The following is a 14,598-nucleotide window of genomic DNA, read 5'->3' as shown; positions in this document are numbered from 1 at the left end:
AGAATTAAGAAATTGTGAATGTATTCCAGGGAAATTGAGTATTTGGTTACAGTTTAAAAATAATTTGAGTAAAAACACCAGCACGCTAGGTAAATCACAAATTAGCTTGTTATTTATCAATTTTTCGTTAATAACGAACCACAGAGGCGCAGAGGACACAGAGGAAGAGAAGGGAATGATCAGATACAGTTAGTTGATGGTTGATAAACGTCAAATTCTCCCCTCTCTTGAGGATATAAACAGATCGGCGATAAATGCTGCACCTGTTTGGGAAATTGGTTTGATTGTGATTTAAGGAGTTGTAGAATAGGAAGTAATTTGAGTAACTTGGTTTTGAGAATTTAATTTTAAATGCGTTTCTTCTAAATAATAAGTATCATTTCCTTCTTCTAAAGGATTGCTATGCAAAATTATTTTATCTTTGGTTTTTTCGGTTTTTTCAAAAGGTTGTTGACTGTTGAGGACAGCTTTAGCAATGTTCATGGCTTTATCTTGATCAACACTGGATATAAATTGAATATCAGTGATAAAAGATTCTGTACCAGAGATTTTTAGATAAACTATGCCATCGGCAAATTGATATGGTTTCAAGATAGTACAATAAGTATCTTGGTTAGTCTTTTCACAGATGTTGTTCCATTTTGGCAAATTAGCCAAGACTTCTGGCTGAATTGGTGATTGGCTAAAGCTGGTGTCTGTTGCTAGTTTCTGACAACCATCTTCACAATCAGGAGGATCTGAAACAGGCTTTGGTTGTTCAGCAGAAATTTCTGAAACAGGTTTTGCTTGTTCCGTGGGAGCATCTGAAACAGGTGGTGATTGTTCAGTTTGCGGGTTTGTGTCACAACCAGTCAAAATTAACCCGAAAGCTAAGGGAATAAAAAGCCCAAATTTTGTGATCACTTGTTTTGTCATCATGGGATTTTAAAGTAAATTATTAGACTTGTTTATGCTGTCATTATCAGTATTAAATAAACTTTCGTTTCCTGTAAAGGTTCCCATAAGATAAAGGTGTAGAATTGCTATGAAACTTTGTGTAAAATACAGCATTCCGCTATTTTAAATTTTGAGATCACAAATTGCGTTTAATATGACTTCAGTTTCTCCTCACAAAAAAGCCAAAGCCCTTAAATCTACTAGTCGCCGCCCAGCAAAAGAACTCTGTAGCGAGTGCGGATTGTGTGATACATATTATATTCACTATGTCAAGGAAGCCTGCGCTTTTATTAATCAGCAGATAGGGGGACTGGAAGCAGAAACCCACAAGCGATCGCGTGACCTAGATAATGAAAATGAACTCTACTTTGGTGTTCATCAAGACATGATCGCCGCCCGCAAACAGCAGCCCATAGAAGGCGCACAATGGACGGGTATTGTCAGTAGCATTGCCATTGAAATGCTGAATCGCGGCTTAGTGGAAGGTGTTGTCTGTGTACAGAATACCAAAGAAGACCGCTTTCAACCCATGCCAGTCATCGCCCGCACCCCAGAAGAAATACTGGCAGCGAGAGTAAATAAACCAACATTATCGCCCAACCTTTCTGTTTTGGAACAAATAGAAAAATCAGGCATGAAACGGTTATTAGTAATTGGTGTAGGTTGCCAAATTCAAGCCCTGAGAGCCGTAGAAAAAGAACTAGGTTTAGAAAAGTTATATGTATTGGGTACACCTTGCGTAGATAACGTTACCCGCGCTGGACTGCAAAAATTCTTAGAAACTACCAGCCGTTCACCTGAGACAGTGGTGCATTATGAATTTATGCAAGACTTCCGAGTTCACTTCAAACATGAGGATGGTTCCAGCGAAACTGTGCCATTCTTTGGTTTAAAGACGAACAAACTCAAAGATGTGTTTGCACCGTCTTGTATGACTTGCTTTGATTATGTGAATTCCCTAGCTGATTTAGTTGTGGGTTATATGGGCGCGCCCTTCGGCTGGCAGTGGATTGTAGTCAGAAATGATACAGGTAAAGAAATGCTGGACTTGGTGCAAGACCAGTTGGACACTCAGCCGGTGATGTCTCAGGGGAACAGGAAAGAAGCTGTACAACAGAGTATTCCTGCTTACGATAAAGGGGTGACTCTGCCGATGTGGGCGGCAAAATTGATGGGTGTGGTGATTGAAAAGATTGGTCCGAAGGGTTTGGAGTATGCGCGGTTTTCCATTGATTCCCATTTTACGCGGAATTATTTGTATGTGAAGCGCAATTATCCTGAGAAGTTGCAAGCTCATGTACCGGAGTTTGCTAAGAGGATTGTGGGACAGTATAAGTTACCGGATTGATGGCTCACGCAAAGAACCCCTTTGCACTCTTTCCTTTGCGCCTTTGCGTGAAACAATCCTAACTCTTATAACCCACAGCATCCATCGCCGCTTCTAATGCGATCGCAATATGAGTCCAATGAGTCCCCCCCTGGCAATAAACTACATAAGGCTCTCTTAAAGGTCCATCCGCCGAAAACTCCAAAGTACTCCCCTCAATAAATGTCCCCCCAGCCATCACTACTTGGCTCTCATACCCCGGTATCTCATCGGGAATGGGTTCGAGATAGGAACCCACAGGTGAATGCTGCTGTATCGCCTTACAGAAAGCAATTAACTTGGCCGCAGAACCCAATTTAATCGCCTGAATTACATCCCCACGAGGCGCAAGAGGTGCGGGATTTACGGGATAACCCAATTTATCGAATACATAACCAGTCAAGTGAGTCCCCTTCATGGCCTCCCCTACCATCTGGGGAGCTAAAAATAAGCCTTGGAACAGCAGCCGATTTTGGTCAAAGGTTGCACCACCATAACTCCCAATACCAGGAGCAGTTAAACGACAAGCGGCGGCTTCCACTAAGCCAGCCCGACCAGCAACATAACCGCCAGCTGTGACAATCGTTCCCCCAGGATTTTTAATCAACGACCCCGCCATTAAGTCAGCACCAACATCTGTGGGTTCTCTGGTGTCAATGAATTCCCCATAACAGTTATCGACAAAGCAGACTGTGTTGGGGTTTTGCTGTTTAACTAAATGAACGATTTTTTCTATATCCGCAATTGATAAACTCGGCCGCCAGGAATAACCACAAGAGCGTTGAATTAATACTAACCGGGTGTTTTCACCTACGCTATGACTTAAGGTTTCCCAATCTATAGTTCCTTGGGCAGTTAACTCCAATTGGCGGTAATTTATGCCAAACTCAATAAGGGAGCCTTGACCTTTACCCCGTAAACCAATGACTTCTTCGAGCGTATCGTAGGGAGAACCGACCACTGCTAACATTTCATCTCCAGGACGAAGAACACCAAATAAGCCGCACGCGATCGCATGAGTTCCAGAAACGAATTGCACCCGCACGGCCGCAGCTTCCGCGCCCATGACTTCGGCATAAACTTTATCTAAAGTTTCTCGTCCTAGATCATCGTGACCATAACCACTAACACCAGCAAAATGGTGTGCGCCTACACGGTGATTACGAAAGGCATCTAGGACTCGTTTGAGATTATGCTTGACCTGAGCGTCAATTCCAGAAAAAATCTCTATTAGTGCCTGTTCTGCTTGCCGCAGATGTTCTAAGCTGTTCATTAGTTCCTCTTTTAGAAAAAATTATAGATATGCGGATTTTCAAACCCCGCAGATTAGGTTAGACAATTTCAATTCGGGTTATTGCATGACAATTGCTACTTCCACTAAACTTCAAATTAACTGGGTAAATACCCTGTTCTTCTTAGCCCTGCACATCGGTGCTTTGTTTGCTTTTCTTCCCAGCAACTTTAGCTGGAATGCCGTCGGTGTAGCTTTATTGCTTTACTGGATCACAGGTGGACTGGGGATTACTCTGGGATTTCACCGTCTAGTAACTCACCGCAGTTTTCAAACTCCTAAATGGCTGGAATATTTCTTGGTCTTTTGCGGGACTTTAGCCTGTCAAGGCGGGCCAATCGAGTGGATCGGGACACATCGCATTCATCATTTACATTCTGATACCGACCCAGATCCCCACGATTCCAATAAAGGCTTCTGGTGGAGTCATATCGGTTGGTTAATTTATCACTCTCCCTCTCATGCTGATGTTCCTCGTTTTACCAAAGACATTGCCGAAGACTCAGTTTATCAGTTTTTACAAAAATATTTCATTTTGATTCAGGTAGCACTGGGTTTATTACTCATGTATCTGGGTGGCTGGTCTTTTGTGGTTTGGGGAGTATTTGCGCGCATTGTCTGGGTCTACCATTGCACTTGGCTAGTGAACAGCGCTACTCACAAATTCGGTTATCGCAGTCATGATTCAGGCGATCGCTCCACAAACTGCTGGTGGGTCGCTGTGCTAGTATTTGGCGAAGGCTGGCATAATAATCACCATGCTTTTCAATACTCTGCTCGTCACGGGCTGGAATGGTGGGAAATCGATTTAACTTGGATGACAATTCAATTGCTGCAACTACTTGGTCTGGCTACTAATGTCAAGTTGGCAGATAAAAAGCAGTAATTTCCCGGTTATTCGTTAATAGTGGATAAATTAAAGAATTTATTCACTATTGGCTAAAGAGTAATTTCTACGAGCAACTAATAACAATTCAATATCTCAGAAAATTACTGCCCATAGCTATTTAATAGTGCGCTTGTGTAGCTGAGGTTGTTATAATCTGAGACGCTAATGTTAAGAAACTTTGCGGCCAGCCACTTTTTTGGTGACTCGGCTGTGAAGCATACTGTTTTCCAGGTGTTCATGACTACATCAATAATCAACAGCCAGAAACTAGGTGAAGACCTTGGTGATTCCAACCTGAAACTCAAAGATATTATCAAAACTTTGCCACGGGAATGTTTTGAGAAAAACAGCCGCAAAGCTTGGACACAGGCGCTACTAAGTGTTTTGATGGTTGGTTTGGGCTACTCTTTTCTGGCAATCAGTCCGTGGTTCCTTCTGCCCGTAGCTTGGATTTTTACAGGCACTGCTTTAACAGGTTTTTTCGTAGTTGGCCATGATTGTGGTCACAGGTCTTTTGCTCAACGACCTTGGGTAAATGATTTAGTGGGTCACATATTCATGGCTCCCTTAATTTATCCCTTCCACAGTTGGCGGATTAAGCATAATTATCACCATGCTCATACCAATAAGTTGGATGAGGATAATGCTTGGCATCCCATTAGAACAAACGTATTTGCCAATTGGACACCCTTGAGACAATTTGCCTTTGAAGGCTTCATGCGTAAGCGTCTGTGGTGGGTAGGTTCTATTGGACATTGGGCATTGGTACATTTTGATGCGCGGAACTTCAAACCCAAAGACCAATCAAGTGTTAAGCTTTCTGTAGCTGTAGTCGTGATATTTGCTGCGATCGCATTTCCTCTCCTAATAGCGACAACAGGTATTTGGGGATTTGTCAAGTTTTGGCTCTTACCCTGGATGGTATACCATTTTTGGATGAGTACCTTCACCATTGTTCACCACACTGCTTCAGATGTTCCTTTTAACACAGCAAGCAAGTGGAACGAGGCTTTAGCACAACTATCTGGTACTATTCATTGTGATTATCCTCGTTGGGTAGAAATTCTTTGCCACGATATAAATGTTCACGTTCCTCATCATATTTCAACTGCCATTCCTTCCTATAATTTGCGGTTAGCCTACAGCAGCATCAAAGAAAATTGGCAGCCTTATCTCCATGATGAATGCAAATTCTCATGGTCTTTAATGAAGCAAATCACAGACCAATGTCAATTATATAAAACTGATATTGGCTATGAGACTTTCGACGAATATTACGCAGGAAAATAAAGAGCAACCAACTTGTATTATTGTTGTTGCAATAGTTTTTAGTATCCTGTAAATTAAATAGATTCTGGTAATTCTTGATCTACTTAACTATTCTTAGGTGAATTACCAGAGATTATCTTCTTGAGTATTAGTTAAACCTGATACTAGAGATATGTCAGAAAAATTCGATTTATATTTCACCAAAGAATCAAGTGCAATCAAATACCATCGCTTTCAATAATCCTGATGACTGTGAACCGTCTGAGGATATAACCAAACTCCCCTTTACTCTTCAGGATTTGAAAGCAGCAATACCTGCTGAATGCTTTCAGCCAAGTGTGACAAAATCCCTATTTTATTTCTTTCGTGACATCTTGATTATTAGTTTGCTTTATGCAGTGGCTAATTATTTAGATTCTTGGTACTTTTGGCCAATTTTCTGGGTCATGCAAGGAACAATGTTTTGGGCTTTGTTTGTAGTTGGACATGACTGTGGACACCAATCTTTTTCTAAGCATAAATGGCTGAATGATTTGATTGGACATTTATCTCACACACCGATATTAGTTCCTTATCACGGTTGGAGAATTAGCCACAGAACTCACCACAAAAATACTGGCAATATCGATAACGATGAAAGCTGGTATCCTGTGTCAGAATCCCAGTATAAAGAAATGCCATTAGTTCAAAAGTTAGGCAGATATTATGTCTTTCTTTTGGCTTATCCGGTGTATTTATTCAAGCGTTCTCCAGGAAAGGAAGGCTCTCACTTTTTGCCTAGTAGCCCACTTTTTAAGCCTTCAGAAAAATGGGATGTGTTGACTAGTACTGCACTTTGGATAGGGATGGTAGCTTTACTAGGTTTCTTCACCTTTCAATGGGGCTGGATGTGGTTACTAAAATACTACGCTATGCCTTATATTGTGTTTATAATTTGGCTAGATTTGGTGACATTTTTGCATCATACAGAGTCAGATATTCCTTGGTATCGTGGAGAAGATTGGACTTTTCTTAAAGGTGCAATTTCTAGTATTGATAGAGACTATGGCTTTATCAATCATATCCATCATGATATCGGTACTCATGTTGCTCATCATATCTTTCTCAATATGCCTCACTACAATTTATTGAAGGCGACTGAGGCGATTAAACCAATTATGGGTGAATATTTCCGCAAGTCTGAAGAACCTATATGGAAATCTGTATGGCGTTCTGCTATTAGCTGTCATTTTGTTCCGGATACAGGTAGTAAGGTTTACTACACATCCAATCATCAGAAGTAGGCGAGGATGATTCTTCACTATATACACTAAAGTCCGCCGTCGCGGACTTTTTTTATCGGGCTACGCCTCGCTGACGCTAACACGCAGAGTCGCAAAGAACAGGAGTTTAGGAGAATTAAGACAAATTTCTTAATTGAATATTAAGGTTTTGATTAATTTCTATTATTCTGTAAAAATTGATTCTGGTAGTTTTTATCTACTGAGTTTTTGAGGTGAATTACTAGAGTGTACATTCTGGTGTATTCGTCAAATCTGACACTAGAGATATACAAAAAATTCCGATTTTTATCCCACAAATGAATCCAGTGCAATCAAATAGATGACACAAACACAACCAAAAGTAACTTTTACCAAAAACTACGGTTTTAGAAAGGAACTAAATAAGCGAGTTGATGCTTATTTTCAGTCTCAGAATATCTCTACTAGAGATAATGCAGCGATGTACATGAAGACAACCGTTATTTTGTCATGGGTCATCGCTACTTGGACTTTTACGCTCTTCGGTCCCCCTGAAATATGGCTAAAAATCATTGGCTGTATTGCTTTAGGATTCGGTATTGCTGGTATTGGTTTTAGTGTAGGACATGATGCAAATCATGGTGGTTATTCTCGCCATAAAATTGTCAATAATATCTTTGGTTATACCTTCGATATAATTGGTTTGTCTAGTTTTCTGTGGAAATTTAGACATAATTTTCTACACCACAAATACACTAATATATTAGGGCATGATGTAGAAATACATGGTGATGGTTTAGTTCGGATGACTCCCTATATGGAGCATCAATGGTATCATACATTTCAACACTTATTCATTTGGTTTATATATCCCATCATCCCCCTGTATTGGTCTTTTGCTGATGTTTATTTAGTTATGTTTAAGCGTAAATATCATACTTACGATATTCCTACACTTAAACCACTAGATTTATTCGTTTTCTTCAGTGGAAAATTAATTTGGCTAGGACTGTTTTTGGGAATACCAATTGCTGTTGGATATTCGCCTATACAAGCGGTTGTGGGATTTGTGATTACTTACATGACCTATGGCTTAATGATTTGTGTAATTTTCATGCTGGCTCATGTTTTAGAAGCAGCCGAGTTTATTGAACCCAATTCAGATTTGCAACAAATTAATGACGAATGGGCAATATTTCAAATCAAAACCACTGTAGATTTTGCTCCTAAAAATCAGTTTTTAAACTGGTATCTTGGTGGTCTTAACTATCAAGTTGTACATCATTTATTCCCGAATATTTGCCACGTTCATTATCCACAAATAGCTAAAATTTTAGCTGATGTTTGCGAAGACTTTGATGTCAAATACAATGTTTGCGAAACTTTTACTGAAGCCTTAGCTTCTAATTATCGCTGGTTAAAACTCATGGGAAGCACACCAAAACCACAGTAAGTCCCCATGAATAAATCATCATAGCTTGTAGTTGCGCTTTAGCGCTAAAGCGCAACTACAAAGGAATAGTGATAAAATGACTGTATTATGAACTATCTATGAAAAGTTCTATGACTTTCACTATTGAAGATGTAGACAGACTACAACAAAAGCTACAAGAAGATCCGCAGGACTACCAAATAGAACTGCAAGAAGGAAATATTGTAGTTATGGGTCCATCAGATATTGAATCTAGTGAGATTGGGGCTGAATTAATCAGGTTATTAGGTAATTGGATAAAACCTCGTAAACTTGGGCGGATATTTGACTCAAGTGGTGGGTTTATTATGCCAAATACTGATTTACGCGCTCCTGATGTTTCTTTTGTAGCTGCTTCAAGACTAAAACGCACGGTGAGAGATTTTGGTCAGTTAGTACCTGATTTGGTTGTAGAAATAAAATCGAAAACCGATAGAGTTTCTAAGTTAGAAGATAAAGTTAAGTTATTTTTAGAGTTAGGTGCAAGAGTAGGAATATTAATTAATCCTGATGAATTATCTGTAAGTGTATATCGTCCTCATGGTGATGTTGAAGTTTTAACGGGTGAAGATAAGTTATCTATGAATGAGTTATTTCCAGGTTGGGAAGTTGCTGTTTCTGAATTATGGCCACCTGTATTTGAATGATTCAATTAATTAGGAATTGCGAGGACGTTCGGAAATTTTCAGGTCATATAAAAATAAATGTATAATTTCCAGAGGTGACATTGGCGGACTATGAACCATCAAGTCATCACTACCTGGATGCAGATGAAACCGTATTCCTCTTTCTTGATTATCATGTCCAGGAGGATTAAGGTCAAATCGCAGAAATTTAATGGGGTTATCGTCTAAAAATCTTATTTCAAAGTCAAAGCCAATAATTTCAGCAGGTTTATAATTTTGATTAACTAAAATTGCAAAATCAAACCAGCAACCATCCATTCTCTCAAAATGGGGAATTTCTTTAAGTCGCTTAAAGTTTCGTTCTCCTCCAGTAATTTCAATAATTCCTTTTGTTGGCTTAGTTATTTTGAGTAATTTATGGATTTCATGAAGTTTTGTTTTTAAAAGACCATTAGCGGATGCTTTAGTCAAACACTGGAAAATTTCACCCCGCAATACCTTAGCACTTTTAACAGTCATGGGAGCGCTTTTTAAGAGTCTTTCTTGTACGTCCTCACAAATTTGCTCCCAGTCACTTTTACTGCCCAATTAAATCTCCTCTGTCAAGAAGTACAAGCCATTCAGCATATTTAGGTTCAGGTGGTAGAGTTTGCGCTTCAGCCATTTCAATTATTTGAGAGTCAGTTAAACCTGACCATTCTCGAAGTGCTTCTAGTCTTCCCTGACGTTCTTCAATACTGAGTAATTCTATGTCTTTTAAAAAATAATATACCCTAGAACCTAGCCAACTAACAATATTAGGAGCATAAGAAAACATGGTTTTTGCTGATTCTGGGGATAAAATCAAAACTACCCCACGCTTTAGCATCAGTTTACTTCTCTGACAATCCAATTGATACCATCTATTGTTATCCCATTGCTCAAAATCCCAAAGAATTAAATAATCTTCACTTGCATCAATAATTTTCTTTACTAGATTACTAATCTCACCATTCCCAGAAAGACATCCCACTTCACATTCTGCAAAAATTGTCAGTGTGTCCTTCAAATCATTGACTAATTCCTGAGAATCTGAACCAGAAACAATAAGCGCTGACCAAATATTTCCTTCTGGCTGTGAACCAATTCTCTGCAAAAACTCATCAATGGAAACTGATGTACTCATGAAAATATATTATATTACTCTGTAATTTTTTCAATGAATGGCTCAAGAGCTGGATGAACTGTATGGCGAATTTTTGGATATCTATACTCCAAAATTATTCGTCTTACTAACAAGCGTAAATCTTCATCAGTTCTAGGAATAAATATTTCTGTATTCATAGTTTGTCTAACAATTTTTAGTTCGTCCTCTGAAATTCCAAGTAACTGATTTCTACTAAAGGAAGTAACTGCATTTATAACATGACGTACTTCTACTTTATTTTGATTTGATAGATATGTTTCTTCTATTGATGCTTGCGACAAACTAATAAAATCTCGTAAAACTCCACCAGAAAGTTTGATAAGTGCTTCAATGGCTGATTTTTCTATAAAATCTTCAGATGAGCGAGTTTGAATAATTTTCTCAAAGAAGTTATAAGCTGTTTGATCATTATTTATATCAAAAAATGGCTGATGATAGAAGTAATCTAGACGATTATCAACGGTATCACGATATTCACTATAAAGAGCAATTATAGGTCCGACTATTACTAGACCAATACCTGCTGATGAGATAGCTTTTGCATCTGAAGATACAATCTGCATAAAAGTTTTAGCATCATCCAGACGGTCTAATCCATCAAATAAAAGAACGATATGCCCATACTTTGTTGAGGCTGCTTTCCTGATTTCGGTCACTGCTTCTAGTAACTCTGCCTTAACACCGTACTTATCTGATGTATTAGGAATAATGCCTTTATGCCTTCTATTCCATGACTTTGTGTTAAGGGCAAGTGCAAGATTAGATATTGTGAGGTCTATATCATGCTCTTCGCTATAACCAAATGCAAGATTAAAAATAAGGTTTATATATTTTTTAACTGTTTCATTCTCACTATCTGCCATAATTTCAGAAAGTTTTAAACCCGCGATCGCAGTCAGAACACCACTAGATATTTGAGAAATATCTGTATATAAACTTACATCAACGTAAATTGCATGAATATCTTCTATTTCATTAATTTGCTCACAAGCAACCAACAATTGAGTTGTTTTCCCAGAACCAATTCCTCCTATCAACAGGTGGGAAGAAGAGGGACGCAGAGCTATTCGTCCTGAGATATGATCTACAAGTAATTTTCCTGGTGCGTGTACATAATAACCGCTTTCAATGGCTTTCGATGGATCTGCTGCTCCTTCAAAAGCTGCCATCCTTTCCCTAAAAAGCTTTAGTCGATTTGACATATAATTTAAATTCTGGGTTGATGAAGTTTTGCTGACTATCAGAAGTTAGTTGAATACATTTAATGATTATTTTAAATATAAAACTAAATATAAAACAGTTTTACTTCTCTCATAACTTCTAAAATCGCCCATTCCCCTGTACTATATGCTTTGCAGTGGTTAGAGTTTCTAAACTAATAAATCCTCTCCGGTGTCCTTTTTGGTTAGACATACCGAGAAATACTGAATCTCCCCGTGAAGGGTTGCGAGAAAAGCGGGGGGAAGTGTTGATGTAAGTAGAAGCGCTGTTTACTCCTAAAGCAAACTGGCGACTTTCTTGATAGGATTCGGTAACTATGCAGTCAGCATGACCGCTACTATATTGATTAATCCAAGCGATCGCATCTTCTAAACTATCTACTAGTTTAAAGGCTACTGTCTTGGTTAAATAAGAATTTCCCCATTCTTCTGACTTAACTAACTGCAAGTGCGGAAAAGCTTCTACTAGCTCTTCATCTCCTTTGATTTCAAAGCCTTTCTCTTTCAGACTGTTCCACAGAACTGCCAAAGATGATGGTAAGGCTTGACGATGAATTAATACTTTTTCAATGGCGTTTACTTGGTCTGGTTCGCTTTCATGGCTATCTGTAATCATCCAGCGAATCATGTCTAAGCTGCTATTGTGTGAGCAGTAAAGATAACAGTTACCCATTGCTGATTTTAACACGGGGCAAGTTGATTGACGCATTACCTGCTGGACTAAGCTAGAACGTCCATAAGGCAAGACTAAATTCACATATTTGTCTTGAGTGACTAAATCCCGGATGGAAGCACCGTGTTCGGCTTTTATTAGTTCTAAGCAACCTGGAGGTAAACCTTCTTCTTCCAGGGCGATTTGCAGGACATTGGCGATCGCTTCGTTAGAATGACTTGCCTCTGTACTACCCTTAAGTATAATACTATTACCAGTTTTAATACATAAACCAGCTGCGATCGCACCTAAATCTGGAAAAGCCTCATAAACAAAAGCAATTACTCCCAAAGGCATTAACTGAGTGTAACTCTGGGAATCTTCCAGTTGATAGTCAGCGTTCCTAACTCGCCGTAAAGGGTCAGAAATTTCCCCCAACCTCTGAAGAACTTCTACTGCGGCTTCTAGTCTCGTGGGAGTCAGTTTTAACCAATCTAAAATTAACTCTGGCACAGCCATTTCTTTGCTGGCTTCTAAATCCAAAGTGTTGGCTTCTAAAATGTCATCAAAGGAGTTCAAGAGCGCTTGTGCCATTGCTAACACAGCACGACTGCGGTCTACTCCCTTGGTAAAACCCAACTTGAGGGAGGCTTGATAAGCACGTTTAGCGCTAGTAATTGGTTCGGGGGAATCATCCAAAAGTTCAACGGTCATTGAATTAACGTCTGTAGGTAAACCAGACCATCAGTGCAGGCAGAATAGCCAACAGCACCGCCACTATCGCCCAGGCAATAATGCTAGAACTATTTGCCAATTGCAGTGCTAACGGTAACCATATAATCACTAGCACGAATATAATGCCCAGCGCTATAGGTAAATAGCTTTCTCCCAACCGTGTCGGCACAACACGCCAACTTTTTCCCGTCCAATGCCAAGCTCGTTTGTAGGGATAGGAAGTTGAAAGTTGTTCTAGAATACGACCATTATCTTCTATTACAAAGATTTGTTGACAGCGATCGCAACCAAATGCTTCTGTGAGTGTAATCGGAATTAACTGTCCTTTGCGACGGCAGGGACAGGGATATTCAGTGTTAAAACTAATTTTTTCTGGTTTTTGAGATGGCACAAGCGTTATGGTAACTTGAGCGTGTGTTTCTGTTGTGCAAGAATACCATTCCACAATGCCTTGAGGTTTGGTTTCTCACGTCAATGGTTAGGAGATGCTAAATCATGCTTTGCCTGATAATTCTGCTGTTTGACTAGCCAGATTTAATTAAGTGTAGTACACCCACATCATGCAGGTTGACTATACCCAAAAAAATTGTAGTCAGATTTAACAATCTTGAAGAATATATCAGCCTGAACGCAAACTATTTTAAAGCGGGTAACGCGATTCGAACGCGCGACATTCACCTTGGCAAGGTGACGCTCTACCACTGAGCTATACCCGCAGTCCCATGTAAACTCTATAATCTCAGATATATTTTTATTTGTCAACCCCTAAATTTAAAGTGCTGAGTTTTTTGACTCAGCACCCAGAAAATACCTCAGCCTAGCTCTTCTGATTCGGCAGCTAAATTGCCTATGTTTTTGGTAGGAAAAGATGCTGGCAAAGACTGTCCATTTGGGGAATAGGACTCTGTGAGATTAGAACGCAATTGCCGCATCAAACTAGCCATTTCTAGGGCGTTCATGGCGTAATCCCAGCCATGATTGCCTTTAATCCCGGCTCGTTCTAAGGCTTGCTGCATGGTATCTACTGTCAAAATGCCAAAAATCACCGGCACACCAGTTTGAAAACTAGCGGCGGCAATGCCCTTAGAAACTTCAGCTGATACATAATCAAAGTGAGGCGTTTGTCCCCTAATGACTGCACCTAGACAAATTACCGCATCATAACGATGGGAAAGTGCTAGTTGGCGGGCGACTAGAGGCACTTCAAAACTGCCAGGAACCCAAACATAGTCCACTTGGCTACCTTGGGGGTCTGGGTCTACACCGTGGCGTTTCAAGCAATCTTGACAACCCTGTAGCAGTTTCCCGGTAATGAGGTCGTTGAACCGACCAACAACCACTGCTAAATGCAACGGTTCCGTTTGAGCAAAAGTTCCCTCAAAAACTGCCATGACTGCCTCTTAATCAACTATACTTTGACCAATATACATTTCTTCTTTAGATGCCAAAGAGCAGAAAAGCACATTTAGGTAAATAGAACAAGACAACAGAAAAATCTTATTCTTGGCTTTTCTGCTTCTGTAGTTGCTATCTATTTTTGGGAAATAGCCATCAGCGATCGCTTAAACTACGAAAAAGTTTAATATACCGACTAAAAGCACCAAAGCAATCCAAACTCCAGAACCAATCCAGAGGAGTTTTTTAGATTCCACCCAATTTTGTGGGGTAGCATAGGCCACAGGAACCCCAACTACCAAAACAAAAGATGTGAGAACT

16 protein-coding genes and 1 tRNA gene are annotated in these 14,598 nt (G+C 39.6%); 7 read left to right on the top strand and 10 right to left on the bottom strand.

Annotated features, from left to right (window positions below):
• Window positions 1-193: hypothetical protein (locus VB654_RS08660; protein WP_323213310.1), on the top strand; the 193-nt coding region annotated here is incomplete at its 5' end.
• Window positions 194-291: 98 nt separating this feature from the next.
• Here VB654_RS08660 and VB654_RS08655 read toward each other — a convergent pair.
• Window positions 292-918 (bottom strand): hypothetical protein, encoded by a 627-nt coding sequence (locus VB654_RS08655; RefSeq protein ID WP_323213309.1) that lies wholly within the window; start codon window positions 916-918, stop codon window positions 292-294.
• Between the two features lie 172 nt (window positions 919-1,090).
• On the opposite strand from VB654_RS08655, the gene VB654_RS08650 reads away from it, so the two are divergent.
• A complete protein-coding gene (locus VB654_RS08650; protein WP_323213308.1) occupies window positions 1,091-2,284 on the top strand; it encodes a Coenzyme F420 hydrogenase/dehydrogenase, beta subunit C-terminal domain in 1,194 nt (397 codons plus the stop codon).
• 58 nt (window positions 2,285-2,342) lie between these two features.
• On the opposite strand, the gene VB654_RS08645 is transcribed toward VB654_RS08650, so the two are convergent.
• Window positions 2,343-3,575: a methionine gamma-lyase family protein gene (locus tag VB654_RS08645; protein WP_323213307.1), complete on the bottom strand. Its 1,233-nt coding sequence runs from the start codon at window positions 3,573-3,575 to the stop codon at window positions 2,343-2,345.
• Between the two features lie 85 nt (window positions 3,576-3,660).
• Here VB654_RS08645 and VB654_RS08640 point away from each other — a divergent pair, with 85 nt between their 5' ends.
• From VB654_RS08640 to VB654_RS08620, 5 genes are all read left to right on the top strand, one after another.
• Entirely contained in the window at window positions 3,661-4,479 is an 819-nt protein-coding gene (locus VB654_RS08640) for an acyl-CoA desaturase (RefSeq protein ID WP_323213306.1), read from the top strand.
• 240 nt (window positions 4,480-4,719) lie between these two features.
• Window positions 4,720-5,772 (top strand): fatty acid desaturase, encoded by a 1,053-nt coding sequence (locus tag VB654_RS08635; RefSeq protein WP_323213305.1) that lies wholly within the window; start codon window positions 4,720-4,722, stop codon window positions 5,770-5,772.
• Window positions 5,773-5,963: 191 nt separating this feature from the next.
• Window positions 5,964-7,034, top strand: a complete 1,071-nt coding sequence (locus VB654_RS08630; protein ID WP_323213304.1) for a fatty acid desaturase — start codon at window positions 5,964-5,966, stop codon at window positions 7,032-7,034.
• A gap of 319 nt (window positions 7,035-7,353) precedes the next feature.
• Window positions 7,354-8,445, top strand: coding sequence for an acyl-CoA desaturase (locus VB654_RS08625; RefSeq protein ID WP_323213303.1), 1,092 nt, complete (start codon window positions 7,354-7,356; stop codon window positions 8,443-8,445).
• Window positions 8,446-8,555: 110 nt separating this feature from the next.
• Window positions 8,556-9,110 (top strand): Uma2 family endonuclease, encoded by a 555-nt coding sequence (locus VB654_RS08620; RefSeq protein ID WP_323213302.1) that lies wholly within the window; start codon window positions 8,556-8,558, stop codon window positions 9,108-9,110.
• 9 nt (window positions 9,111-9,119) lie between these two features.
• Here VB654_RS08620 and VB654_RS08615 read toward each other — a convergent pair whose 3' ends face one another.
• From VB654_RS08615 to psbZ, 8 genes are all read right to left on the bottom strand, one after another.
• Window positions 9,120-9,608, bottom strand: coding sequence for a hypothetical protein (locus VB654_RS08615; protein ID WP_323213301.1), 489 nt, complete (start codon window positions 9,606-9,608; stop codon window positions 9,120-9,122).
• Window positions 9,609-9,666: 58 nt separating this feature from the next.
• Window positions 9,667-10,254: a hypothetical protein gene (locus VB654_RS08610; RefSeq protein ID WP_323213300.1), complete on the bottom strand. Its 588-nt coding sequence runs from the start codon at window positions 10,252-10,254 to the stop codon at window positions 9,667-9,669.
• Between the two features lie 14 nt (window positions 10,255-10,268).
• The gene (locus tag VB654_RS08605; RefSeq protein WP_323213299.1) at window positions 10,269-11,444 is read right to left on the bottom strand and encodes a hypothetical protein; all 1,176 of its coding nucleotides are present in this window, start codon (window positions 11,442-11,444) and stop codon (window positions 10,269-10,271) included.
• A 151-nt stretch (window positions 11,445-11,595) separates the two neighbouring features.
• Complete coding sequence (locus VB654_RS08600) at window positions 11,596-12,861, bottom strand: glutamate-5-semialdehyde dehydrogenase (protein WP_323213298.1); 1,266 nt, start codon at window positions 12,859-12,861, stop codon at window positions 11,596-11,598.
• Window positions 12,862-12,865: 4 nt separating this feature from the next.
• Complete coding sequence (locus VB654_RS08595; protein ID WP_323213297.1) at window positions 12,866-13,273, bottom strand: hypothetical protein; 408 nt, start codon at window positions 13,271-13,273, stop codon at window positions 12,866-12,868.
• 253 nt (window positions 13,274-13,526) lie between these two features.
• Window positions 13,527-13,598 (bottom strand) — tRNA-Gly (locus tag VB654_RS08590).
• A gap of 96 nt (window positions 13,599-13,694) precedes the next feature.
• A complete protein-coding gene (gene ribH, locus VB654_RS08585; protein WP_323213296.1) occupies window positions 13,695-14,273 on the bottom strand; it encodes a 6,7-dimethyl-8-ribityllumazine synthase in 579 nt (192 codons plus the stop codon).
• A 171-nt stretch (window positions 14,274-14,444) separates the two neighbouring features.
• The coding region (gene psbZ / locus VB654_RS08580) for a photosystem II reaction center protein PsbZ (RefSeq protein ID WP_323213361.1) at window positions 14,445-14,598 on the bottom strand (154 nt) is incomplete at its 5' end.

The sequence above is a fragment of the Nodularia sp. UHCC 0506 genome, assembly GCF_034931045.1.
Taxonomy (GTDB): Bacteria; Cyanobacteriota; Cyanobacteriia; order Cyanobacteriales; family Nostocaceae; genus Nodularia.
The sequence above is the reverse complement of the archived record's forward strand: the minus strand, read 5'-3'. Positions and strand labels throughout refer to the sequence as shown.

What these genes read in the sequence shown, in the direction of transcription:
- VB654_RS08655 (WP_323213309.1), bottom strand. Translation starts at nt 918, where the DNA reads ATGATGACAAAACAAGTGATCACAAAATTTGGGCTTTTTATTCCCTTA.
- VB654_RS08650 (WP_323213308.1), top strand. Translation starts at nt 1,091, where the DNA reads ATGACTTCAGTTTCTCCTCACAAAAAAGCCAAAGCCCTTAAATCTACT.
- VB654_RS08645 (WP_323213307.1), bottom strand. Translation starts at nt 3,575, where the DNA reads ATGAACAGCTTAGAACATCTGCGGCAAGCAGAACAGGCACTAATAGAG.
- VB654_RS08640 (WP_323213306.1), top strand. Translation starts at nt 3,661, where the DNA reads ATGACAATTGCTACTTCCACTAAACTTCAAATTAACTGGGTAAATACC.
- VB654_RS08635 (WP_323213305.1), top strand. Translation starts at nt 4,720, where the DNA reads ATGACTACATCAATAATCAACAGCCAGAAACTAGGTGAAGACCTTGGT.
- VB654_RS08625 (WP_323213303.1), top strand. Translation starts at nt 7,354, where the DNA reads ATGACACAAACACAACCAAAAGTAACTTTTACCAAAAACTACGGTTTT.
- VB654_RS08620 (WP_323213302.1), top strand. Translation starts at nt 8,556, where the DNA reads ATGACTTTCACTATTGAAGATGTAGACAGACTACAACAAAAGCTACAA.
- VB654_RS08615 (WP_323213301.1), bottom strand. Translation starts at nt 9,608, where the DNA reads ATGACTGTTAAAAGTGCTAAGGTATTGCGGGGTGAAATTTTCCAGTGT.
- VB654_RS08610 (WP_323213300.1), bottom strand. Translation starts at nt 10,254, where the DNA reads ATGAGTACATCAGTTTCCATTGATGAGTTTTTGCAGAGAATTGGTTCA.
- VB654_RS08605 (WP_323213299.1), bottom strand. Translation starts at nt 11,444, where the DNA reads ATGGCAGCTTTTGAAGGAGCAGCAGATCCATCGAAAGCCATTGAAAGC.
- VB654_RS08600 (WP_323213298.1), bottom strand. Translation starts at nt 12,861, where the DNA reads ATGACCGTTGAACTTTTGGATGATTCCCCCGAACCAATTACTAGCGCT.
- ribH (WP_323213296.1), bottom strand. Translation starts at nt 14,273, where the DNA reads ATGGCAGTTTTTGAGGGAACTTTTGCTCAAACGGAACCGTTGCATTTA.